Raw genomic sequence first — 24,131 nt, forward strand, 5'->3', positions numbered from 1 at the left:
GTCTAATATGCAAATTCTAACTCATCCTTTCAAACCTTTTTTTGATGAAAACTCAAAAGTTTTAATACTAGGCTCTTTCCCATCTATTAAATCAAGAGAAGAAAATTTTTATTATCAACATAGCAAAAATCGTTTTTGGCGTATTTTTGAAATATTATTTGAGTGTGAGTTAAAAACAGTACAAGTTCAAAAAGCTTTTTTAAAAGCAAATCATATAGCACTTTGGGATGTTATAGCAAGTTGTAAGATAAAAAATTCAGATGATAAAACTATTTCTTATGCTAAAGCAAATGATATAAATATTATTTTAGATAAGGCAAATATAGAAAAAATTTGTGTATTAGGTAAAGTTGCAAGTAAATATTTTGCTAAATTTTATCCTGAACAAGAATTTTTTGAACTCCCTTCAAGTTCACCTGCTAATATGAATTATTCTTTAGAAAATTTAGTAGAAAAATATAGCATTATAAAGGAAAGATAATGGCTTTAGTTGGAGTAGATGAGGCTGGACGCGGGGCTTTGGCTGGAGATATGCACATAGGAGCTTGCAAGCTTTTAAAAAATATTGATGGTTTGGCTGATTCTAAAAAATTAAGCGCAAAAAAAAGAGAAGAATTATATGAGCAAATTCTTTCTAACTCAAATTTTTTAATCCTTGCTTTTTCGCCTTTGCAGATTGATACTTTAGGACTTAGTCAGTGTTTGCAATTAGCTTTAAAAATCATAAAAAAACACTTTAATCAAGATGAGATTTTATATGATGGAAATTTAAATTATGGGGTTTTAGGTATAAAAACCATGATTAAAGCTGATATGAAAGTACAAGAAGTTTCAGCAGCTAGTATATTAGCCAAGGTAAGTCGTGATCAAAAAATGTGTTATTTTTCTAAATTATATAATCATTATGATTTTGATAAACACAAAGGTTATGGTACAAAAGCTCATATAGAAAAAATTAAAGCATTTGGTTATTCGCCCTTGCACCGCAAAAGCTTTATGCTAAAGTGTTTTGAGAAAAGCTTATTCGATTAAAATGTGTGGTTTTTACACTTTTTTATTTTAAATTTTCATTTTCTTTGACAAAAAATAGAAAAATTAACATTTGAAATATTATTATTAAGATAAAAAAATATATTCAAAAAATATTTTTTTGATAATTAATTATTAAAATTTACAATATCAATTAAAAATACAATGTATTTTAAGAAAAATTAATTTTTTTCTATTATAGTAATATAAAAATATTTCAAGGGGTATTATGTCTTTACTTTTAAGCGAGCTAAAGATTGGAAATTTTTATGTAAAAAATCGCATTGTAATGCCCCCTATGGATATGTATGAAACACAAGTTTTAGATGGTAAGATGAATCAATTTCACCTGATACATTATGGAGCCAGAGCTTTGGGTGGTGTTGGGCTTATCATAGTTCAAGCTTGTGCGATTAATGAAAATGCAAAAATAGCTGATAATGATATTGGTCTTTGGGGAGATTTTCAAATTCAAGGACATAAAGAGCTTGTTGAGCTTTGTCATCATTTTGGTGCTAAAATTGCCATTCAGCTAAATCACAGTGGCCGTAAAAATTCGTGTAAAGAAGCCATATCAAAAGCCCCAAGCAATATAGCTTTTAGTGAAAAATTTTCCAAACTTCATGTTTTAAGCAAAGATGAAATTTTACAAATTGAGCAAGAATTTATTCAAAGTGCTAAAAGAGCTAAAGAAGCAGGTTATGACGCAGTAGAGCTTCATAGTGCTCATGGATATTTGCTTAGTTCGTTTTTATCGCCTTTATCAAATCAAAGAGATGATGAATATGGTGGTAGTTTTGAAAATAGAATACGTCTTTTGTGTGATATTACTAAGCGCATAAAAAAAGAAGTTGATATTGCTTTATTTGTAAGAATTTCAGCTACGGAATGGCAAGAAGGTGGTTGGAATTTAGAAGATAGTAAAAAACTTGCCTTGATTTTAGAAAAATTAGGCGTTGATATGCTAGATGTTTCAGCAGGAGGAAATATCAATAAACCTTCTTTGGTGCCAAACATAGCACCACTTTATCAAGCTCCTTATGCTAAGGCCTTAAAAGAAGCTACTAAAATTCCTATATCTTGTGTAGGTCTTATAAATAGTGCTAGTGAAGGCGAGGCTTTGCTTTTGGGTGGGGTGTGTGATTTGGTTTGTTATGGTAGAAAATTACTAAGAAATCCAAATTTTGCAAATGAAGCCGCAGTTGCTTTAAATGAAAGAGAAAAAATTATGCCAAATTATACTAGAGCATATTTGTAAAATAATACAAAAAGTTTTTTAAGTAAAAGCTTTTTTTATTATTTTTTACAAGGAGAAAATGTGGATAATCTTAAGTGGAATTCTTTTGATACGCGTTGGATGCTTTCTCTTTTTGGGACTGCAGTTGGTGCGGGGATTTTATTTTTACCTATTAAGGCAGGTGTTGGTGGTTTTTGGCCAGTTGTTGTGATGGCTTTGATTATTTTTCCAATGGTGTATTTAAGCCATAGAGCCTTAAGTCGTTTTGTGTGTCAAGCAAATGGTAATGATAAAGACATTACTCATGCGGCTGAAGAGTATTTTGGTAGAAAAGTAAGTATTTTTATTTCTGTGCTTTATTTCTTTGCAATTTTCCCAATTTGTTTAGCATATTGTGTAGGTATAACTAATACTTTTGAGAGTTTTATTTATAATCAATTCTTACCACTTTTAGATCCAAATGGTTCTTTTGCAAGTGCAATTAGTGCTATGTATCAAACAAGTGTTAATGAGCAAGGAAAAACTATAGCTAATTTACTTCCTTTTTATAGAGCAGTTTTTGCTTTTGTTTTGGTAAGTATTTTTATGCTTATTATGCTTTTTAGTGAAGAATTAATCACTAAAGTATGTGAATGGCTTGTATATCCTTTATGTGCTATTTTGTTTTTATTTTCTTTATATCTTATTCCACAATGGTCATTTGAAAGTTTTAGTGCTATTCCTGGTACGAAAGAATTTATCACTATAGTGTGGCTAACTTTACCAGTTTTAGTGTTTTCGTTTAATCACTCACCGGCTATTTCTACTTTTTCTCTAAGTGTAAAAAGAGAATATCCTGAAAATTCGGTACAAAAAGCAAATCAAATTTTACTTAGAACCTCTGTAATGTTGCTTGCTTTTGTTATGTTTTTTGTGGTATCTTGTGTGCTTTCTTTAACTCCAGCTGAACTTGCTGAAGCTAGAGCGCAAAACATACCTGTGCTTTCTTATTTTGCTAATAAGCTTGATAATCCATTTATTTCTTATGGTGGTCCATTAATCGCATTTTTAGCAATTTCTAGTTCGTTCTTTGGGCATTATTTTGGTGCTAGAGAAGGTGCTTATGGTATAGTTAGAAAATGTTGCAAATTAGCAGGTAATGAAAACCCTGATTTGAAAAAAATCGCAGTTTATTCTACTTTAGTAATGTATATTGTTATGTTAATTACTGCTTATGTAAATCCAAGCATTTTAGGTTTTATTGAAAGCTTAGGTGGTCCAATTATTGCTGCAATCTTATTCTTAATGCCTATGATTGCAATTTATACTGTATCTAAAATGAAAAAATTCCAAAATAAAGCTTTAGATGCATTTGTATTTATCACAGGTATTTTGACAATTATTACTGTAATTTATACTTTTTAAGGTGTTAGTGAATGAGTAGTAATTTAAGTATATTTAAAGTTGGTGTTGGTCCTTCATCTTCTCATACCTTAGGACCAATGCTAGCGGGTAATATGTTTTGTGAAAAGATTAAAGATAAAATCACACAAATTACAAAAATTCAAATCAGACTTTATGGCTCTTTATCACTTACTGGTAAAGGCCATTTAAGTGATAAGGCTATTATATGGGGTTTGAGTGGCTTAAGAGCAAAAGAACTCAACGCTGCTTTGCAAGATCGTGTGTTTAATAAAATTTTACAAGATAAAATTTTGGTTTTAAATGCTCAAAAAGAATTAAATTTTGATTATGATAAAGATTTGATTTTCGAAAAAGACTTTTTACCTTTACATGAAAATGGGTTAAAAGTAAGCGCTTATGATGAAAATGGAGAAATCATTGCTGAAGAAATTTATTATTCAGTGGGTGGTGGTTTTGTTATGAGTGAAGCTGAGCTTCAAAAACACAAAGATGGAGCTTGTGAGCAAAAACATACTAAATTAGAACTTGATGTTAACAATGCAAGTGATGCTTTAAAAATTTGTGAAGAAAAATCATGGGATCTAGCAAAACTTTCTTATGAATATGAGCTTCAATTTCATACCAAAGAAGAAATTAGAGCTTATTGTTTAGAAATTTGGGAAGTAATGCAAGAAGTTTATTATAATGGTATTCATCCAAGTTCAGATTTTCTTCCAGGAAATTTGCACTTAAAGCGCCGTGCTAAAGGGCTTAATGAGCGTTTGGCTATGACAAGCGATCCTTTGGGGATTATTGATTTTATTTCTTTGTATGCTATTGCTATTGCAGAGGAAAATGCAAGTGGAGCTAGAGTAGTAACTGCTCCAACCAATGGAGCTTGTGCTGTTGTGCCTGCTGTAATGCTTTATCTTAAAAACCATACGGTTGGTTTTAATGATGAAAAGGCTATTAATTTTTTACTAACTGCTATGTTAATAGGCTCTTTTTATAAGAAAAATGCAAGCATAAGTGGTGCTGAAGCTGGCTGTCAAGCTGAAATTGGTAGTGCAAGTTCTATGGCAGCAGGAGCTATGGCTACTGTGATGGGTTTTGATGCAAAGATAGCTTGTAATGCTGCTGAAATTGCAATGGAACATCATTTAGGATTAACTTGTGATCCGGTAAGTGGTTTGGTGCAAATTCCTTGTATAGAAAGAAACGCCTTTGGGGCGATCAAAGCTATTTCAGCTGCTAGAATGGCAATGAGTAGAAAATCAACTCCAAAAGTAAGCCTTGATGATGTTATAAAAACCATGTATGAAACTGGCAAGGATATGAACTCAAAATACAAAGAAACTTCTTTAGGTGGCTTAGCTACTAATCTTACAAGTGTATGTTAAAACCTTAAGTTTTAGAACTTAAGGTTTTTTCCTTAAAGCTTTTAAAAGCGCATAAATGCTAAATTTTTAAAAATTTTAAGGAAAATATAAATGATAGAAATCAAAAAACCAGCAGAAATAGAAAAACTACGCAAAGCAAATGAACTTGTAGCTAGAACGCTTGATTATCTAGAGGGTATTATAGTTCCAGGTATGAGTTTAAAAGAAATTGATATTAAAGCGGAAGAATTTATACTTGATCATGGTGCAAAACCATCTTTTAAAGGTTTGTATGGTTTTCCAGGCAGTATTTGCATCTCGCTTAATCAAGCTTGCATTCATGGTGTAGGTGATGAGCGTATTTTAAAAGAAGGTGATATTTTAGGTCTTGATGTGGGTACTTGCATAGATGGATATTATGGAGATGCAGCAAGGACTATACCTATAGGTAAAATTTCAGCTACTGATGAAGCATTAATTGCTTGCGCTAAAGATGCTTTGTATTATGCTATAGATATTATCAAAGAGGGTATGCGTTTTAAAGAACTTTCTTGTGAGCTTGGTGAGTTTATTACTAAAAGAGGTTTTGTGCCTTTGAAGGGTTATTGTGGTCATGGTATAGGCAAAAAGCCACACGGTGAGCCTGAAATTCCAAATTATTTAGAACCAGGTGCTAGTGCAAAAAGTGGCCCTAAAATAAAAAATGGCATGGTATTTTGCATAGAGCCTATGGTATGTCAAAAAGATGGTACACCGGTGCATTTAAAAGGTAATTGGGAAGCAGGAAGTAAAGATGGTTTAAATGCGGCTCATTATGAGCATTGTGTTGCTATTATAAATGGTAAGGCAGATATTTTATCTAAGTAAGAAAGTTTAATCTTTCTTACTCGAATGTTTTTAATTTTTCTGAAAGTTTGGAAGCATTTTCTAAAACATCTTGTGAAATTTGCGTTAAATCAAGGGAGTAGTTTTTAACACAATTTGCAAGCTCAGTTACTTTTTCTATGTTTTGTTCTAACTCATTCATTTTAGCTTTTGATTCATCGCTTTTTTCTTCCATGATTTTAGTAGAATGGATACTTGTTTTTAATTTTTCTATAGAAGTTCCAACCTCACCTTGTAAGATATTAGCTTTGTTAGAGGTATCATTCATGGACTGATGAATTCCATCCATCAAACTTTTATTGTCATTGATTTGTTGCACTATAGTTCTTACAGTAGTTTCTATAGCAACTAAAGATTTTGTGGTTTTATCTGCTAGATTTCTAACTTCATCAGCAACTACAGCAAAGCCACGTCCGTGTTCACCTGCACGCGCTGCTTCAATAGCTGCATTTAGTGCAAGCAAATTGGTTTGATCGGCTATGTCTTTTATGGTTGTAGTAACTTCTACTATGCTATCAGCACTTTGTACTAGCATATCCATAGCGCTTAAAACACTTTGTTCTTTTTCGCCGCTTAATAATATAAGCTCTACTAATTCTTTAAGTGTAAGCTCAACTTTAGCCATTACTTCTTGCATACCATGCATATCATTTATAGTGTTTTTAGCTAAATTTTGTGTTAAGTCTATATGACTTTCTAAGATAGAACTTATTTCATGGACATTAGAAATTTGTTCATGTTGTAAAAGTGAGCTTTGCTGTAAAACTTCAGCATTTTGAGAAAGCTTTTGTGAGCTTTTGTGACTTGAATTTGCAGTTTGTATAGCTTCTAAAACCGAATTTTGCACTATTTGTATAAAAGAGTTTATATAGCCAGCACTTGTGGCCAATTCACTTTTTTTATCAATATCTAATCTTGCACTTAAATTCGCATGCTCGCCAGCTAAGTTTGCACTTAGTTTTTCAAGTAAAGATATAGGTATGATTACTTTTTTTAATGTTAAAAGTATGAAGAAAATCAATACAGCTAAGGTGAATAAGAAAATTCCTATAGCGGTGTAAAGATTGTATTTGTTGTTAAGATTAATTTCTTGAGCAATGAAATTTTTATGAGATATGATTTCTTTTTGTAATTCTTGATCAAGAAAACTTTGAGAATTATCTTTTAAAATTTTAATCTGACTTAGTATCATTTTACAATGTGTGCTAAAAAGTTCAAATAATTCTTGTGGAAGCTGTGGATCTTTTGTGTTTAAATTTGCTACTAAACTTTGGAGACGATTTTGTGCTAAAGGTTCTAGTATATCCATAGTTCCTATGATGCTTAATATATCCCCGATAGATTCTATTTGTCTAGCTTCTTGAGTAGTAAGTGCTAGCTTGTTTGTTTGTTTAATGATTTCTTGTTGAATTTCATAAAGATAAAGTTTTGAATTTATAGCAATAGAATTAGCTGATTTAAAATGCTGTAATTGAGCATTTTTTTTCTCAAAAATCGTTTGTATTTTTTTCGTGTCTATTTTATTGGCTTTTAAAATTGTTAAAGTATTTTCAAAATCTTGTATTAAAGCAACACTAGTGTCATAATTTTGCAAATTGAGTTTGTTTTTAAAAATCTCATCTATTTTGGTATCTAGAATTTCTAATTTTTGAAAAGAACCCATGATGAGTGAATTTCTCTTTGTGGTGTTGTAGGTATTAAAGATAAATAAAGTCAAAGTTAAAAGTAATACCAAAACCACTATAGACAAAGTGATGAATTGTTTTAAAAAAGAAAAAGATTTTTTATTTGAGTGGGTCATGGTATTCTCCTGTTAAAGAATTTAAAAAAGCAACTATATCATCAACCACATCTTGTTCTAAAAATTTACCAAGTTGATAGTAAGCCATAAATTGCACACAAGCATCAAGTGTTGGCATGGAGCCATCATGAAAATAAGGAGCAGTTTTGGCTATATTTCTAAGGCTTGGCACTTTTACTACAAATTGATCATGAGGATCTTGGGTAATCTCATAGCGCCCTTTCCAGTTTGTTCCATTATCATAAGGCACAAATACTCCCATTTTTTGATACATATTGCCACCTATATTTTGACCTTGATGGCATGCTATACAACCATTTGATAAAAAAGCATTATAACCTCTTTTTACTTGCTCGCTTATTGCATTTTTATCACCTTTTAAGTAGCGATCAAAAGGAGAATTTGGAGTGAGTAAGGTTTTTTGAAACTCAGCTAAAGCGTGTGTTATATTTTCAAAGCTAATTTCTCCATAAAGTTTTTTAAATTCTTTTTCATAAATTGGGTTAGCTTTTACAATTTGTACTACTTCATTTTCATCTTTTAAACCCATTTCTTTGGGATTTAATAAAGGATGTTTGGCTTGATCTTGTAAGTCTTTTGCATTGCCTCTCCAAAATTGAGATAGATTAAAAACAGCATTGAAATTTGTAGGTGTATGAAATGGTTCGTCTATTATGCCATTAATACCTGTTGAAAAGGTTTTATTATCAACTCCAAATTTTGTAATATCATGACAAGTATTACAAGATACTTTTATATCTTTTGATAAACTTGTATCCATGTAAAGCTTTTTGCCTAAGATAGCTTTTTCTTTATCATAAGGAACGCTTTCAGGCAAAGGGGTAATCATTTCAAGTGCTAAAAGTGGTAGTAAAGAAAATATTAAAATAATAAAAGTTTTCATAATCATTTTCCTTTATTTTATAAATTTTTAGTTAATAATTTTTATTAATTATAGCACTAAAATCTTAATCTTTTATAAGTAAATACAGTGGTTAGAAGTGTTATAAATGATAAAAATAAAATATAAATAAAAATTCCATAAACAAAAGGATTCTCAGGTCTTATAGCTAAAGAATGCAACATAAATACAAGCTGAGGTGTAAAACCACCTGCTATAGCATAGGCTATATTATAAGAAAAAGAAATTCCACTAAAGCGAATACTTGGTTTAAAAATTTTACACATTAAAATAGGCGCTAAGGCATTAATACCACCAAAAAAACATGCAATAAAATAAAAATATATACTTAAATGTAAAATTTGAGCATAGAAAAAATAAAAATAAAAAAAGCAAGAAAGACTAAAACCTATTGTAAATATCAAACTAGTGATTAAAAAGCCAAATTTATCTACCCAAATTCCAGCAAGCAAGGTTCCACAAGATAAAATTATTATCGCAATCATTTGTATTAAAATAGCATCTGTTTTATCAAGAACCAAAACCTCAGGTATAAAATTTGGCATAAGTAAAATGAGTATGATCACGCAAGCTGTAAGCATCCATGTTAAAAGCATAGAGGCGATGATGTCTAAAAAAATATTTTTTTCTTTAAAAAGTGTCTTTAGCGGAAATTTTTCTAAATTATTTTCTTGATGCATTTTTTGAAAAATCGGTGTTTCTTCTAGAAATTTTCTAAGATATATAGAAATAATGCCAAAAAATCCACCAATAGCAAAAGGAATACGCCAAGCATAATCATAAATTGACTCTTGCTCAAAACAATGATTAATTACCAATGCAACAGCACATCCTAAAAGAATTCCAAAAGCCATAGAAGCATTAATAGCGCTAACACAAAAACCATCTTTCCCATCAGGCGTATGTTCTTTTACAAATACCCAAGCACCAGGTAATTCTCCGCCTATAGCTACACCTTGAGCTATTCTAACAAGTAGTAAAAATACCGGAGCTAGATAACCTATGCTTTCAAAAGTAGGTATAAAAGCTAAAGAAAAAGTTGGAAGCACCATGAGTAATATGCTTAGCATAAACATTTTTTTACGGCCAAATTTATCACCAAAATGCGCCATAACTATACCACCAAGCGGCCTAGCTAAATATCCTGCTGCAAAGGTTCCATAAGTATTTAAAAGTTTCCAAAAATCACTCATATCGCTTGGAAAAAAATTTCTTGAAATATAATTAGCAAAAAAGACAAAAATCACAAAATCATAAAATTCTAAAGCTCCTCCCAAAGAAGATAAGGAAAGTGTTTTATAATCTTTTCTTTTTAAACTTTTTAACATTTAAATACTTTCTTTTATAGTGTTTTGATAATTATAATAAAAAATGCCGTAGTTTGTAAAAAATATTAAAAATTTAACAAGAAAAATTGTGATAAAATAATAGTTTTGTATTTTGTAGAAAGGAGAAAAGCATTGGCAAAAGATGATATTATCGAAATTGATGGTAATGTAATCGAAGCTTTACCTAATGCAACTTTTAAAGTTGAATTAGATAATAAACATGTGATACTTTGCCATATTGCAGGTAAGATGCGTATGCATTATATTAGGATTATGCCTGGCGATAGAGTTAAAGTGGAACTAACACCTTATAGCCTTGATAAGGGTCGTATTACATTTAGATACAAATAAGTCTAAGTTGTTTAAAAGCAAAAGTAAAGTATAATTAGCACTTTTGCAGAAATTGCAATAAAACTGTATGAAGAAGTATTTTCAAAATCACCACTTATTTTGAAAATAGTTGGTTGTTCTAAAAACCTGGTGCAGTTGTAAAAAAGTGGAATTTACAATAACAGGAGTAAAGCATGAAAGTTAGACCATCTGTTAAAAAGATGTGTGACAAATGCAAAGTAGTTCGTCGTAAAGGCGTAGTTCGCATTATTTGCGAAAATCCAAAACACAAACAAAGACAAGGATAATTTATGGCTCGTATTGCAGGTGTGGATTTACCAAAGAAAAAAAGAATTGAATATGGTTTGACTTATATTTATGGTATAGGTTTGCATACTTCAAGAAAAATCTTAGATAAAACAGGAATTTCTTATGATAAAAGAGTTCATGAACTAAGTGAAGATGAAGCAGCAGCTATCCGTAAAGAAATTCAAGAAAACTATATGGTTGAGGGTGATCTTAGAAAACAAGTTGCTATGGATATCAAAGCATTAATGGATCTAGGAAGCTTTAGAGGCTTAAGACATAGAAAAGGCTTACCGGTTCGTGGTCAAAAAACAAAAACAAATGCCAGAACTAGAAAAGGTAAGAGAAAAACCGTTGGTGCAAAATCATAAGGATAGAAAATGGCAAAAAGAAAAGTAGTTAAGAAAAAAGTAGTTAAAAAAAATATAGCTAAAGGTATAGTTTATATCAGTGCAACATTTAATAATACTATGGTTACTGTAACTGATGAAATGGGAAATGCTATCGCTTGGAGTAGTGCAGGTGGTTTAGGATTTAAAGGTTCTAAAAAATCAACTCCTTATGCAGCACAACAAGCAGTAGAAGATGCTTTAAATAAAGCAAAAGAACATGGTATTAAAGAAGTAGGTATTAAAGTACAAGGACCAGGAAGTGGTCGTGAGACAGCGGTTAAGAGTGTAGGTGCTATGGAAGGTATTAAAGTAACTTTCTTAAAAGATATTACCCCATTAGCTCATAATGGTTGTAGACCACCAAAACGTCGTCGTGTCTAAGAATAAGATATAAGATTTAGGAGAATTATAATGGCAAGATATAGAGGACCAGTAGAGAAATTAGAAAGACGACTTGGCGTAAGCTTGGCAATGAAAGGCGAAAGAAGATTAGCAGGTAAAAGTGCTTTAGATAAACGCCCTTACGCACCAGGTCAGCATGGACAAAGAAAAGCTAAAATCAGCGAATACGGACTTCAATTAAGAGAAAAACAAAAAGCTAAGTTTATGTATGGAGTTAGCGAAAAACAATTTAGAAGATTATTTAGCGAAGCTGCTAGAAAAGATGGCAACACCGGTGCGCTTTTAATCCAGCTTTTAGAACAAAGACTTGATAATGTTGTTTATAGAATGGGTTTTGCTACAACACGCCGTTTTGCTAGACAACTTGTAACTCATGGACATATTTTAGTAAATGGTAAAAGAGTGGATATTCCTAGTTATAGAGTAGAAGCAGGTCAAAAAATTGAAGTGATTGAAAAAAGCAAAAACAATCCTCAAATTTCAAGAGCGATCGAACTTACTGCTCAAACTGGTATAGTTGCTTGGGTTGATGTAGAAAAAGATAAAAGATTTGGAATTTTTACAAGAAAACCTGAAAGAGAAGAAGTTATCATTCCAGTTGAGGAAAGATATATCGTTGAGTTGTACTCTAAATAATAAAGGTTTTTGATATGAGACATATTACAACTTCTGCTTATACACCGACAGAGTTTAGTATTGAAAATATCAGTGATACAGTAGCAAAAGTAAGCGCATGGCCTTTTGAAATTGGCTATGCTATTACTTTGGCGCATCCTTTGCGTCGTTTGCTTTATTCAAGCACAGTAGGTTTTGCCCCAACAGGAGTTAAAATCAAAGGCGTAGCACATGAATTTGATAGTATGCGTGGTATGCTTGAAGATGTAGCATTGTTTATTATCAATCTAAAAAAATTAAGATTTAAACTAAAAACAGATTCTGAAAAAGAAGTTATAACTTTTAGTTTTAAAGGACCAAAAGAAATTTGCGGAAAAGACTTAGATAACGATGTTGTTGAGGTTGTGAACGCAGATAGCTATCTTGCAACGATCAATGAAGATGCAGATTTAGAATTTACCTTAATCATTGAAAAGGGTATAGGTTATGTACCTTCTGAAGAAGTGCAAAATTTCTTAGATCCTGAATTTATAGCACTTGATGCATTCTTTACTCCGGTAAAACATGCAGTTTATGATATAGAAAAAGTGCTTTTTGAAGATAACCCAGATTATGAAAAAGTTGTTTTCACAATCACAACTGATGGTCAAATTTCACCAAGTGATGCTTTTAAAAATGCTTTAGAAGCAATGTATAAACAATTATCAGTGTTTGATAAAATCACTAATGCTCAAAGCGTTGTAAGAAGCCAAACACAAAATAATGAAGTAGAACATGTAAAATTACTTCAAAATATAACTGAGTTAAATTTAAGTGCAAGAAGCTTTAATTGCCTAGAAAAAGCAAATGTGGTTTATATCGGTGAGCTTGCTTTAATGAGTGTAGGCGAACTTGCAGATTTAAAAAATCTAGGTAAAAAATCTTTAGATGAGATTAAAAGTGTGATGGAATCTATAGGTTTTCCTATAGGAAATTCAAAACTCAGTGATAGTGCAAAAGAAACGCTAAAAAGAAAAATTACAGAATTAAAAGCACAAAATGAAGGATAATCAATGAGACATAGACATGGATATAGAAAGTTAGGTCGCACTTCTACTCACCGTGCAGCCTTATTAAAAAACCTTACCATTGCTATTATTAAAGCAGGTAAAATAGAAACAACATTACCTAAAGCAAAAGAATTAAGAGGTTATGTTGAAAGATTAATTACTCGTGCAAGAAAAGGTGATTTCAATGCTCACAGAGCAGTTTTTGCTAGCTTGCAAGATAAGGAAGCTACAAATAAACTTGTAACAGAAATCGCACCTAAATTTGCAGATAGAAACGGTGGTTATACAAGAATTATCAAAACAAGAATCCGCCGTGGTGATGCTGCAGAAATGGCTTTCATCGAATTCGTAGCTTAATTTTTAGCCTTTTTAAAGGCTAAAAACTTCTTAATTTTTATTTATTTACTTACTATTTTTTGTATTTTTATCCATTTTTTGCTACTATTAATCTTTTTAACTACAAAAAAGGAAAAAAATGCAAGAAAATTCAAGATTACGCATAGCTATACAAAAATCAGGTCGTTTAAGCAAAGATTCTATCGCTTTGCTTGAATCCATAGGCGTAAAACTTCGTATACACGATCAAAGCTTGATTGCTTTTTCTACAAATTTACCTATTGATTTACTTAGAGTAAGAGATGATGATATACCAGGATTAATTTTTGATGGAGTGGTAGATCTTGGTATAGTTGGAGAAAATGTTTTAGAAGAAAATGAGTTAGAAAGAAAATCAAAAAACGAAAATGCAGATTTTATAATGCTTAAAAAGCTTGATTTTGGTGGGTGTCGCCTGTCTTTAGCATTGCCAGAAAATAGCGAGTATAAAGGTATAGAAAGTTTTAAAAATTTACGCATAGCAACTTCTTATCCACAGCTTTTAAAGCGTTTTATGGAAGAAAATAACATTCCTTATAAAACTTGTATGCTAACAGGCTCAGTTGAAGTAGCGCCAAGTGCAAATTTAGCTGATGGAATTTGTGATTTAGTTTCAAGTGGTGCTACTTTAAAAGCAAATGGACTTAAGGAAGTTATGGTGATTTATAAATCAAAAGCTTGCATTATCCAAAGAAAAGAAAGTTTAGCTTCACATAAACAAGAATTAATCGATAAATTACTCATTAGGATTAATGGAGTTATGCAAGCAAGAGAGTCAAAATACATCATGTTGCATGCTCCTATTGAAAAGCTAGAAAAAATTACAGCCTTGTTACCAGGTGTTGAAAAACCTACGATTTTGCCTTTAGAAAATGATAAAGCTAGAGTGGCGCTACATATGGTAAGTCAAGAAAATTTATTTTGGGAAACTATGGAAGCTTTGAAAAAAGAAGGCGCAAGTGCGATTTTAGTTTTACCTATTGAAAAAATGCTCTCTTAAAGGATAAAAATGCAAATACTTGATTTTGAAAAATTAAACCAAAACGAACAAGAATTAGCACTCAAGCGTCCTGCTATGAGTGCTAATGCGCATGTTAAAACCATAGTAGAACAAATCATTGAAGATGTTAAAACAAATGGCGATGAAGCTTTAAAACAAATGGCTATAAAATTTGATAAAGTAGAGTTAAATTCCATTAAACTAAGCGATGAAGAGCTTAGTAATTTAGCAGAGCAAATTGATGATGAGTTAAAACAAGCTATTAAAATAGCTTATGAAAATATCTATAAATTCCACAAAGCTCAAGAAAGTAAAACCATAGAAGTTCAAACCTTTGAAGGGGTAACTTGTAAGGTGCTAACAAGAGCTATTGAAAAAGTAGGGCTTTATATACCAGGAGGCTTAGCACCACTTTTTTCAACTGCACTCATGTTAGCTATCCCAGCTAAAATTGCAAAATGTAAATTTATAGCCTTAGCTTCCCCAGCGCCACTTCATCCCGCCATTGCTTTTGTAGCAAAACTTTGCAAAGTTGATGCAGTGTATCAAATAGGTGGAGCAGGAGCCATAGCAGCGCTTGCTTATGGAACGCAAAGTGTGCAAAAAGTAGATAAAATTTTTGGCCCAGGAAATGCCTTTGTAACTGAAGCCAAAAAGCAAGTTAATAATCATGGAGTGGCTATTGATATGCAAGCAGGACCTTCAGAGGTATTAGTTTTAGCAGATGAGTTTGCTAGTGCTAAATTTATAGCTTCAGATTTACTCTCGCAAGCTGAGCATGGAGCAGATTCTCAAGCGATTTTAGTTTGTACAAGTGAAAAATTAGCCAAAGATGTAGATAGTGAAGTTGCTTTACAGCTTGAAAAACTCTCGCGTAAAGAAATTGCTTCAAAATCTTTAGCACACTCTAAAATCATTCTTGCAAAAGATATAAAGCATGCTATAAGTATTTCAAATGACTATGCACCAGAGCATTTGATCATTCATACACAAAATCCATCTAGCTTGCTTGATGATATTATGCATGCAGGTTCGGTATTTTTAGGCGAGTATTCTCCAGAATCCATGGGAGATTATGCAAGTGGAACAAATCATGTATTACCAACTTATGGTTTTACTAAGTCTTATTCTTCATTAGGGCTTGCTGATTTTATGAAAAGAATGACCGTACAAGAACTTAGTAAAGAAGGCTTTAAAAAGCTTGGGCCTGTGGTGGAAATTTTAGCAGCAGCTGAAGGGCTTGATGGGCATAAAAATGCCGTGAGTTTAAGATTAGAAAGTCTAAAATGAGTGCAAAAATTTTATTTATTGATAGAGATGGCACGCTCATTGATGAACCAAAAGATGATTTTCAAATCGATTCTTTAGAAAAGCTTGAGTTTGAAAAAGGTGTCATCAATGCACTTTTAAAGTTAAAAAATTTTGGTTTTAAATTTGTTATGGTGAGCAATCAAGACGGCCTAGGCACAAATTCTTTTCCTAAGGAAAATTTTGACAAGGCTCATGAAAAAATGCTAAGTGTTTTTCAAAGTTGTGGTATAGAATTTGAAGATATTTTTATATGTCCACATTTTGAGCATGAAAATTGTGCCTGTAGGAAGCCAAAAACTGCCATGCTTGAAAACTATATCAAAAATAAACTTTATGATAAAAATAAAAGTTTTGTTATAGGCGATAGAGACAGCGATATGCTTTTGGCACAAAATCTTGGAATTCAAGGTTTAAAATATGATAAAAATGATTTTAATTGGGAGCAAATCGCTGATTTTATCTTGCAAAATTACCGCAGTGCCTGTATAGAGCGTAATACCAAAGAAACTCAAATTCAAGTTAAAATAGCTTTTAATGAAAAAGCAAAAGCTGATATAAAAACAAATATCGCATTTTTTGATCATATGTTAGAGCAAATTGCTACGCATGCAAATATATCTTTAGAGATAAAATGCAAAGGGGATTTAGAAGTTGATGAACATCACAGCGTAGAAGATGTTGCACTTGCTTTGGGAGAGGCTATCAAAAGCGCACTTGATCAAAAAATAGGCATTGCAAGGTATGGCTTTGTTTTGCCTATGGATGAGTGCTTGGCAAGTTGTGCGATTGACTTTTGCAATAGACCGCATTTAGTTTATAAGGCTAAGTTTAAAAAAGAAAAGCTTGGAGAATTAAGCACAGAAATGATAGAGCATTTTTTCTACTCACTAAGTTATGCTATGGGTGCGAGTTTGCATTTAAAAGTTAAAGGCAAAAACGATCATCACAAGGCCGAAGGACTTTTTAAAGCCTTTGCAAGAGCTTTAAAAATGGCTATAAAAATAGAAAATGAAAACCTAGCAAGCTCTAAAGGAGTGATATGAAACTAGCTATTATAGATACAGGTTGTGCGAATTTAGCTTCTCTTGCTTTTGCAATTGAGCGTTTAGGACAAAAAAGTATCATCACGCATGATTTAAAAGAACTTTCACAAGCAGATAAGCTTTTGCTTCCTGGAGTTGGCACAGCAGCTAAAGCAATGGAAAATTTACAAGCACTTAATTTAGAAAATTTTATCCAAACTACCACAAAACCACTTTTAGGTATTTGTCTTGGTATGCAAATTTTGGGTAAATTTTCAGAAGAATTACACCAAAAAACACTTGGCATTATGCCTTTTGAGACACAAAAATTCCAAGAAAAAGCAAATTTTACTTTCCCACATATGGGGTGGAATCAAGTCTTTAGCTCGCACGAGCTTTTTAAAGACTTAGATGGGGCTTATTTTTATTTTGTGCATAGTTATTGTGTGGGCTTAAATGAATACACCATCGCAGAGTGTGAGTACTCTACTAAATTTAGTGCAAGTTTAAACAAAGACAATTTTTATGGTGTGCAGTTTCACCCTGAAAGAAGTGGCGAAGTGGGTGAAGTATTATTAAAAAATTTCATAAATATGTAGGTAAAAATGCAAACTCAAATCATTCCAGCATTAGACTTAATAGATGGCAAAGTAGTAAGGCTTTATAAAGGTGATTATGCTAAAAAGCAAGAATACAGCTTTGATCCTTTAGCTAAATTTCAAGAGTATGAGGCTCAAGGCATTGCTTGGCTTCACTTGGTGGATTTAAGCGGTGCAAAAGATCCTAGTAAAAGACAACTAAAACTCATAGAAAACCTAGCTTCTAAAATCAAAGTAAATCTTCAAGTAGGTGGGGGAATTCGCACTAAAGATGAGGTTAAAGTTTTGTTTGATAGTGGTGTTAAACGCGTAGTTATAGGCTCTTTAGCGGTTAAAAACAAAGCCTTTACACAAGAGCTTTTAAATGAATTTGGCGTAGAAAATATAGTCTTAGCGCTTGATAGTATTTGCGTTAAAGATGAGTTTTTTGTGGCCATTGATGCATGGAGTAAAACAAGCGATGAAAAATTATTTGAGCTTTTAAATTTTTACAAAAATGTAAAGCACATTTTATGTACAGATATTTCCAAAGATGGCACGATGAGTGGGGCAAACATCACTTTATATAAAGCTTTATATGAGAAATTTCCACATTTACAAACTCAAGCAAGCGGAGGTGTGGCAAGCTTAGAAGATTTTAAAAAGTTAAATGGCATAGTAAGTGGTATCATCGTAGGCAAAGCCTTGCTTGATAAAGAATTTAGCATAAAGGAGGCTAAAGAATGCTTGCAAAACGCATAATCGCATGTTTGGATGTAAAAGATGGTAGAGTAGTTAAAGGGGTGCAGTTTAAAAACCATGAAGATATGGGCGATATCATTGAGCTTGCTAAATTTTACTCACAAAATGGCATTGATGAGCTAGTATTTTATGATATAACCGCTTCAGCTAAAAATGAGCGCATTGATAGAACTTGGGTAAGCAAAGTAGCACAAAATATCTCTATACCATTTTGCGTCGCAGGGGGTATAAAAAGCGAAGATGACGCAAAAGAGCTTTTAGCAAATGGTGCTGATAAAATTTCTATTAATTCCCCTGCTTTAAATGACCCTGATTTAATCTCACGCCTTGCAAAAAGCTTTGGAGTGCAATGCGTAGTTGTAGGTATAGATACTTTTAAAGATGAAAACAACGAGCTTTTAGTCTATAAATACACCGGAGATGAGAGCAAATCTCATCATAGTGGTAAAAAAACACTAGAGTGGGTAAAGCAAGTATGCGAGCTAGGAGCGGGTGAAATCGTGCTAAATATGATGAATCAAGATGGCATGAGAAAGGGGTATGATCTTGATCAACTTGCTAAAGTTAGACAGATTTGTCCTGTGCCTTTGGTAGCAAGTGGTGGTGCAGGATCTAAAGAGCATTTTTTAGACGCTTTTAAACTTGGTGTTGATGGAGCTTTAGCAGCTTCAGTGTTTCATAAAAAACTTATAGATATTAAAGAATTAAAACTATTTTTAAAAGATCAAGGCATACAAATTCGTATTTAAAGGAAAAGCTATGAAGATAAATGAAGAAGAATTCATAAAAAGCATTAACTGGCAAAAGGTTAATAACCTTGTTCCTGTGATCATTCAAGATTATCATTCTTGTGAAGTTTTAATGCAAGGTTTTATGAATGAACAAGCTTTAAGAGAAAGTTTTAAGCACAAAAAAGTGGTATTTTACTCACGCACTAAAGAGCGTTTGTGGATGAAAGGTGAGCAAAGTGGAAATTTTTTACATATTATAGATATGGGGCTTGATTGCGATAGAGATTGTATCTTGATTTTAGTTAAACCTAGCGGGGCTACTTGTCACACAGGTGATACTTCTTGCTTTGAAACACTTTCTAAAAAGGCTGATTTTGTATTTTTATCGCGTCTTGAAAGGCTGATTAATTCTCGTAAAAGCACCTGTGCAAGCTCTTCTTACACAGCTGAACTTTTTTCAAAAGGTACTAAACGCATAGCACAAAAAGTAGGCGAAGAAGGCGTTGAAACAGCTTTAGCTGCTACTGTTAAAGACAAAGATGAGCTTATAAATGAAGCAGCTGATTTACTTTATCATTTAGAAGTGTTATTAGCTGATGCGGATTTGAGTTTAAATGATGTGATTGCTAAATTAAAAGAAAGAAATTCAAAATAAACAGTATGAATATCAATAAACAGATATTTATTCATCATCTTTTAAAAGATATCCAAAGTGATTTGAAAGGTTATAATAAAATTCTAAAGTTTGGAAAAATATTTTCCGAATATAATTTTTCAGATAATATTATTATCCAAATTGAAGATTCTTTTGATGTAAGTTTATGCGCTTTGTTGGGTGTTTATATAGAAAAATATTTAAAAACTTATAATATTATTATTAAATCAAGTAATTCAAAATTGCATAATATTGGATTTTTAGAAAATTTCAATTATGAAAGAAATTTCACAAAACATTCTAAACTTAAACAATACTTCCATATAAAAACAAAAGAAGAATCTAAAAGTGAAGTATTTAAGGAGTATGTTAATTCAGTAATATTAGATCATAAAGAATTTCCAAAAATAAGTAAATTGGTAAAAAAAGAAACTGCAAAATCAATTTTTGAAATCTTTGATAACGCAAATATACATAGCGAAAGTGATAAAATTTATATTTGTAGTTTTTTAGATGAGAAAGAACATGAGTTGCATTTTTCTATTGTTGATTCTGGAATAGGATTTGCTAAAAAATTAAATAATTATTTTGGACAAAAATTTTCTTCTGAAAATGCTATTAAATGGGCTATAAAAGAGGGAAATACAACTAAAAAACAAACAGGAGGTCTTGGTTTTAAACTTATAATGGAATTTATAAAGTTAAATAAAGGAAAGCTGCAAATTTTAAGTGGGGATTGTTTATATGAAATGGGTGGCAATAAAGAAAAATATAATATTTTAGATTATGAATTTTATGGTAGTATGGTTAATATGATATTTAAAACAAATGATACTAACTCATATCAGTTAAAAATAGAAGATGATGATTTATTTTAAGGAAAAAATATGCAAACAAAAATAATAAATATAAATCAGCTTACAAACAGCCAATGTATCTTATCTGAAGATGGGGAAAAAGTTTTTGCAGAGATAAAAAAAGTATTAGAAACTGAAGATAAAGTAGTGTTGTCATTTAAGGATATTAATATTTTGACGACAGCCTTTTTAAATTCCGCTATAGGAAATTTATACAATGATTTTCGTGAGGAATATATAAAAGAAAAACTTAGTGTTGAAAATATGAAAGATGAAGATAAGGCAATGTTAAAAAGAGTAACAGATAATGCTAAAAATTATTACAAAAACTCTGGTAAAATCAGCCAATCTATAAAAGAAATTTTAGAAGAAGATTAATGTCTGTTATTTATCATTTAAAGGACATTGCTACACTAGATAATAAAAAAATATTTTTCGATACTAATATTTTGATTTATCTTTTTTATGCAAGTGATAGTAAACTACAAGAAGAATGCGCTAGTTTATATAATGAGCTTTTAAAATCAAAAGCTCTGTGTTATACTAGTTTTTTAAATATTTCTGAATTTTATAGTCGTTGTATGAAAATTGAATTTGAAAAGGCAAAAGAGTTAGATGAGCAACTGAAGTATAAAAATTTTAGAAATAGCGAAGAGGGTTCAGAAATAGAAAAAGATATTACTAATATTGTCAAGTTATTGTTAGCAAAATTTTCTCTTGTGATGGTAGATTTTGATAAAAATTTTGTTGCGAAAATTTTAGATAATGAAACTATTGATTTATGCGATAAAGCTTTAGTAGAAATTTGCAAACAAGAAAATATGATTTTATTCACTAACGATAAAGATTTTAAAAATAAAGATCTTAATATTCTTGCATTAAAAAATTTTTAATAAAAGTTAAGCGTGATTTTTCACGCTTAATTAAGCAATATTTTTGAAAAGATTCACTGACTATATCGAGTAATTTTAAAAAAACTTTACACATTAAAACCTAATTTTTAATTTATTTTCTACTTTTTAATTTCATTTTATTTGTATTTTTGGAACACTTATTGCTTTATATCTGCATAAGCAATAGAAGATTGTGAGATATTCACAAAGCAATATTTTTTAAAGGATTTAATTATGATGAGATCTCTTTGGGCTGGGGTTTCTGGACTCCAAGCACACCAATACGCAATGGATGTAGAAGGTAATAACATAGCCAATGTTAATACATTTGGTTTTAAATATTCTCGTGCGGATTTCTCAACGCTTATGAGTCAAACTTCTAAGATAGCTACAGCTCCAGATGGTAACCTAGGTGGTAAAAACCCTATGCAAGTAGGACTTGGTTCTGGTGTAAATTCTACTACTAGAATTCACTCTCAAGGTAATATCCAAACCACAGATAAAAACACCGATATGGCCATCAATGGTGATGGATTTTTCATCGTTTCAAATGATGGTGGTACTACTCAGTATTATACCCGTGCAGGGGACTTTAAAACAGATGCAGTAGGAAATTTCGTAGATAATAACGGCTATACTGTTCAAGGTTGGAACTATAATCAAGAAACAGGCCAAATTGATTCTTCAACTTCAGTAGGCGATATAGTAATTCCACCTGGCATGAGTATGCCTGCTAGACCAAGTACTTCAGTAAGCCTTACAGCAAATTTAGATAGTGGTAATACTTTAGGTATGAATGCTTCTGCCAAGCGTCCTATCTATGCTCTTGATTCTACTCATGGTTTTAGAGAAGATACAAATAGTCGTGTTGATGAAAATGATACAGGACATACTGAGTTTTATACTACTTCAAAAAGTGGAGCCCAAGTAACTGAAAAAGGTATTGATATGGGCGTGGTGTTTAACGCTCAAGGTGAGGGCTTAAACTTAAGAGATGGACAAGGTATATGGGTAAGTTATAAAGATGCCAAATGGACTAGTGGTCAGGCTTTAAGAAATGATCTTCCTGCCAATCAAGCAGATTTTCAACCGAATACAGATTATACTTTTTGGGGTTACACTCAAGCAGATGGAACAGCAGTAAAAGCAACTCTAGATATTACTATAAATGGTGTTCATATTACTGCAGAAGGAACTGGAAAGGATCATTTTATTAATGCTATCAACGCTAAAACAGCTGAAACAGGTGTGGTAGCTTCTATAGTAGACGGTAGAATGACTTTTACCAATGATAATAGCACAGGAACTACGGCAAAATCCAAGAATTTAGATATATCTTTAGGTGCAAATAATACTGTTGGTGCAAATATTAGAACTGATGGAAATACTCCCCCTAACGTTACTCCTCCTGTTGCTCCAAATAATGATTTAACAGGTGGAGTTGATAGGATCAATGTTGTAACTGCACATGAATATATTTACAGTTCTAGTAATGTCGATTTGGGTCAAAATCCAGATGCTCAAGATCCTGATACTTGGCCTTCTCCTAACGGACAAAGAACATTTCATACAACCGAAGATTTAAGAGAACTTTTACAAAGAGATGCTAGATTTGCAGTTGATTATGATGGAGATATGCAGATTAATGCTGCTGATGCTAATGCTGGGGTAAAAGTTACAGTTGAAAGTGATGGTAGATTTAAGATAGTTAATCCAGATCAGCCGAATGCTAAAGATATGACTTTTAAAGTTACAGGTTATTCCAACGAAACTAACAAAATAGCCACTAACGATAAATTCACAGCGATGTTTAGTGCCTTAGATGGAAATTTCAATGCAGGTAATAATGAAAAATATTCCCAAGATATGTATTTATCAGCTCATACTGCTAGTATAGAAATTTTTGACTCACTAGGAACTAGACATGAGCTAACTGTGCAATTTACTAAGCAAGCTAAAACAGCAGATGGTGGGGCCGAGTGGTCTATCATCATCTCAGTACCTGAACCCGCAGAGATTAACTTCAGTGGTGATGGAGCTCCAGGAAATATAGTAGTAGGAAATTTAAGATTTGGCAATGATGGCTCGCTTCAAAGCTATACACCAAATGTGCTAAATTTCACTGGAAATAATGGTTCAAAACCTGATCAAGTTATAAAACTTGACTTTGGTACAACAGGTGGTTTTGATGGTTTAACAAGCTATGATAAAGACTCAGCTACCACTAAACAAGAAACTGATGGTTACACAGGGGGTAATCTAAAACCAGATGCATTAAGAACTGATGAGAATGGTTATATTTATGGAGAATTTACAAATGGTAAAACTCTAGCTTTAGCTAAGGTTGCTCTAGCTACTTTCCCAAATAATATGGGGCTTGAAGAAATGGGTAATAACCTTTTCAAAGCGACAGCAAACTCAGGAACACCTACTATAGGCCATGCTGGTGAAGGTGGTAGAGGGGGCTTAAAAGGCTCAGCCATAGAAATGTCAAACGTGGATTTAAGTCGTGCATTAACTGAGCTTATCGTAATCCAAAGAGGTTATCAAGCAAACTCAAAAACGATTACCACAAGTGATCAGCTTTTAAATACTTTGCTTCAATTAAAACAATAATTTTAACCCAAGGTTTTAAAAACCTTGGGATCAAGCTTTACAAGGTTATCGAGGTAGCCTTGTAATACTTGATAGCCTTGAAGCCTTCAATCTATTGCTAACTCACTTCTTTTTTGCCTTAAGGAGTGAGTAGCATGATTTGCATATCGACAAGTTAAAATAAAAATTTATAAAGCTAATCATCTATTAATAGTTTTAATCATTGTAAATTTAAAATATTTTTGTTTGCTATCATGATCAAAAACACTAAAATTATCAAGAAAAATATAAATA

27 protein-coding genes are annotated in these 24,131 nt (G+C 31.8%); 24 read left to right on the top strand and 3 right to left on the bottom strand.

The window, feature by feature from the left end; all coding sequences use genetic code 11:
* Positions 1–7: 7 nt before the first annotated feature.
* The 6 genes from L8X24_RS03975 (at position 8) to map (ending at position 5,895) form a co-directional block, all read left to right on the top strand.
* Positions 8–481 carry a DNA-deoxyinosine glycosylase gene (locus L8X24_RS03975; RefSeq protein WP_263663721.1) on the top strand — a complete coding sequence of 158 codons (474 nt, stop codon included), beginning with the start codon at positions 8–10 and terminating at the stop codon, positions 479–481.
* Entirely contained in the window at positions 481–1,032 is a 552-nt protein-coding gene (locus L8X24_RS03980; protein ID WP_263663722.1) for a ribonuclease HII, read from the top strand. The genes L8X24_RS03975 and L8X24_RS03980 overlap by 1 nt, the downstream gene beginning before the upstream one ends.
* Before the next feature lie 226 nt (positions 1,033–1,258).
* On the top strand, positions 1,259–2,287 hold the full coding sequence (locus tag L8X24_RS03985) for a tRNA-dihydrouridine synthase (RefSeq protein ID WP_263663723.1): 1,029 nt from the start codon (positions 1,259–1,261) through the stop codon (positions 2,285–2,287).
* Positions 2,288–2,386: 99 nt separating this feature from the next.
* Complete coding sequence (locus L8X24_RS03990) at positions 2,387–3,670, top strand: aromatic amino acid transport family protein (RefSeq protein ID WP_412175141.1); 1,284 nt, start codon at positions 2,387–2,389, stop codon at positions 3,668–3,670.
* A gap of 11 nt (positions 3,671–3,681) precedes the next feature.
* Positions 3,682–5,049, top strand: a complete 1,368-nt coding sequence (locus L8X24_RS03995; protein ID WP_263663725.1) for an L-serine ammonia-lyase — start codon at positions 3,682–3,684, stop codon at positions 5,047–5,049.
* A 90-nt stretch (positions 5,050–5,139) separates the two neighbouring features.
* A complete protein-coding gene (gene map / locus L8X24_RS04000) occupies positions 5,140–5,895 on the top strand; it encodes a type I methionyl aminopeptidase (protein ID WP_263663726.1) in 756 nt (251 codons plus the stop codon).
* 16 nt (positions 5,896–5,911) lie between these two features.
* On the opposite strand, the gene L8X24_RS04005 is transcribed toward map, so the two are convergent.
* The 3 genes from L8X24_RS04005 to L8X24_RS04015 are packed head-to-tail and all read right to left on the bottom strand — an operon-like array spanning position 5,912 to position 9,964.
* Positions 5,912–7,714 (bottom strand): methyl-accepting chemotaxis protein, encoded by a 1,803-nt coding sequence (locus L8X24_RS04005; RefSeq protein WP_263663727.1) that lies wholly within the window; start codon positions 7,712–7,714, stop codon positions 5,912–5,914.
* The gene (locus tag L8X24_RS04010) at positions 7,698–8,621 is read right to left on the bottom strand and encodes a cytochrome-c peroxidase (RefSeq protein WP_412175326.1); all 924 of its coding nucleotides are present in this window, start codon (positions 8,619–8,621) and stop codon (positions 7,698–7,700) included. The genes L8X24_RS04005 and L8X24_RS04010 overlap by 17 nt, the downstream gene beginning before the upstream one ends.
* Before the next feature lie 53 nt (positions 8,622–8,674).
* Positions 8,675–9,964, bottom strand: coding sequence for an MFS transporter (locus L8X24_RS04015; RefSeq protein ID WP_263663729.1), 1,290 nt, complete (start codon positions 9,962–9,964; stop codon positions 8,675–8,677).
* 132 nt (positions 9,965–10,096) lie between these two features.
* Between L8X24_RS04015 and infA the strand changes: the two genes are divergently transcribed.
* The 18 genes from infA (at position 10,097) to flgE (ending at position 23,858) form a co-directional block, all read left to right on the top strand.
* Positions 10,097–10,315 carry a translation initiation factor IF-1 gene (gene infA / locus L8X24_RS04020; RefSeq protein WP_012660842.1) on the top strand — a complete coding sequence of 73 codons (219 nt, stop codon included), beginning with the start codon at positions 10,097–10,099 and terminating at the stop codon, positions 10,313–10,315.
* Between the two features lie 173 nt (positions 10,316–10,488).
* Positions 10,489–10,602, top strand: coding sequence for a 50S ribosomal protein L36 (gene rpmJ, locus L8X24_RS04025; protein WP_002781429.1), 114 nt, complete (start codon positions 10,489–10,491; stop codon positions 10,600–10,602).
* Positions 10,603–10,605: 3 nt separating this feature from the next.
* On the top strand, positions 10,606–10,971 hold the full coding sequence (gene rpsM / locus L8X24_RS04030; protein ID WP_012660843.1) for a 30S ribosomal protein S13: 366 nt from the start codon (positions 10,606–10,608) through the stop codon (positions 10,969–10,971).
* 9 nt (positions 10,972–10,980) lie between these two features.
* On the top strand, positions 10,981–11,373 hold the full coding sequence (gene rpsK / locus L8X24_RS04035; protein ID WP_012660844.1) for a 30S ribosomal protein S11: 393 nt from the start codon (positions 10,981–10,983) through the stop codon (positions 11,371–11,373).
* A gap of 30 nt (positions 11,374–11,403) precedes the next feature.
* The gene (gene rpsD / locus L8X24_RS04040; protein WP_039617184.1) at positions 11,404–12,030 is read left to right on the top strand and encodes a 30S ribosomal protein S4; all 627 of its coding nucleotides are present in this window, start codon (positions 11,404–11,406) and stop codon (positions 12,028–12,030) included.
* Between the two features lie 14 nt (positions 12,031–12,044).
* Complete coding sequence (locus L8X24_RS04045) at positions 12,045–13,058, top strand: DNA-directed RNA polymerase subunit alpha (protein ID WP_263663730.1); 1,014 nt, start codon at positions 12,045–12,047, stop codon at positions 13,056–13,058.
* A gap of 3 nt (positions 13,059–13,061) precedes the next feature.
* Positions 13,062–13,415, top strand: coding sequence for a 50S ribosomal protein L17 (gene rplQ, locus L8X24_RS04050; protein WP_012660847.1), 354 nt, complete (start codon positions 13,062–13,064; stop codon positions 13,413–13,415).
* 118 nt (positions 13,416–13,533) lie between these two features.
* Positions 13,534–14,433 carry an ATP phosphoribosyltransferase gene (gene hisG, locus L8X24_RS04055; RefSeq protein WP_039667846.1) on the top strand — a complete coding sequence of 300 codons (900 nt, stop codon included), beginning with the start codon at positions 13,534–13,536 and terminating at the stop codon, positions 14,431–14,433.
* A gap of 9 nt (positions 14,434–14,442) precedes the next feature.
* Positions 14,443–15,723, top strand: coding sequence for a histidinol dehydrogenase (gene hisD, locus L8X24_RS04060; protein ID WP_263663731.1), 1,281 nt, complete (start codon positions 14,443–14,445; stop codon positions 15,721–15,723).
* Positions 15,720–16,787, top strand: a complete 1,068-nt coding sequence (hisB, locus tag L8X24_RS04065) for a bifunctional histidinol-phosphatase/imidazoleglycerol-phosphate dehydratase HisB (RefSeq protein WP_263663732.1) — start codon at positions 15,720–15,722, stop codon at positions 16,785–16,787. The genes hisD and hisB overlap by 4 nt, the downstream gene beginning before the upstream one ends.
* The gene (hisH, locus tag L8X24_RS04070; protein WP_263663733.1) at positions 16,784–17,365 is read left to right on the top strand and encodes an imidazole glycerol phosphate synthase subunit HisH; all 582 of its coding nucleotides are present in this window, start codon (positions 16,784–16,786) and stop codon (positions 17,363–17,365) included. Before hisB ends, hisH begins: the two co-directional genes overlap by 4 nt.
* Positions 17,366–17,371: 6 nt before the next feature.
* The gene (gene hisA, locus L8X24_RS04075) at positions 17,372–18,106 is read left to right on the top strand and encodes a 1-(5-phosphoribosyl)-5-[(5-phosphoribosylamino)methylideneamino]imidazole-4-carboxamide isomerase (RefSeq protein WP_263663734.1); all 735 of its coding nucleotides are present in this window, start codon (positions 17,372–17,374) and stop codon (positions 18,104–18,106) included.
* Positions 18,088–18,855 (top strand): imidazole glycerol phosphate synthase subunit HisF, encoded by a 768-nt coding sequence (gene hisF, locus L8X24_RS04080; protein ID WP_263663735.1) that lies wholly within the window; start codon positions 18,088–18,090, stop codon positions 18,853–18,855. The genes hisA and hisF overlap by 19 nt, the downstream gene beginning before the upstream one ends.
* Before the next feature lie 10 nt (positions 18,856–18,865).
* Positions 18,866–19,492 (top strand): bifunctional phosphoribosyl-AMP cyclohydrolase/phosphoribosyl-ATP diphosphatase HisIE, encoded by a 627-nt coding sequence (gene hisIE / locus L8X24_RS04085; protein WP_263663736.1) that lies wholly within the window; start codon positions 18,866–18,868, stop codon positions 19,490–19,492.
* 5 nt (positions 19,493–19,497) lie between these two features.
* Positions 19,498–20,370: an ATP-binding protein gene (locus L8X24_RS04090; protein WP_263663737.1), complete on the top strand. Its 873-nt coding sequence runs from the start codon at positions 19,498–19,500 to the stop codon at positions 20,368–20,370.
* Between the two features lie 9 nt (positions 20,371–20,379).
* The gene (locus L8X24_RS04095; RefSeq protein WP_263663738.1) at positions 20,380–20,727 is read left to right on the top strand and encodes an STAS-like domain-containing protein; all 348 of its coding nucleotides are present in this window, start codon (positions 20,380–20,382) and stop codon (positions 20,725–20,727) included.
* Positions 20,727–21,242, top strand: a complete 516-nt coding sequence (locus L8X24_RS04100) for a type II toxin-antitoxin system VapC family toxin (protein WP_263663739.1) — start codon at positions 20,727–20,729, stop codon at positions 21,240–21,242. Before L8X24_RS04095 ends, L8X24_RS04100 begins: the two co-directional genes overlap by 1 nt.
* 234 nt (positions 21,243–21,476) lie before the next feature.
* Positions 21,477–23,858 (top strand): flagellar hook protein FlgE, encoded by a 2,382-nt coding sequence (flgE, locus tag L8X24_RS04105; RefSeq protein WP_263663740.1) that lies wholly within the window; start codon positions 21,477–21,479, stop codon positions 23,856–23,858.
* Positions 23,859–24,131 lie beyond the last annotated feature (273 nt).

Origin of the sequence: Campylobacter sp. CNRCH_2015_0814, from assembly GCF_025772765.1 — a bacterium.
GTDB lineage: Bacteria > Campylobacterota > Campylobacteria > Campylobacterales > Campylobacteraceae > Campylobacter_D.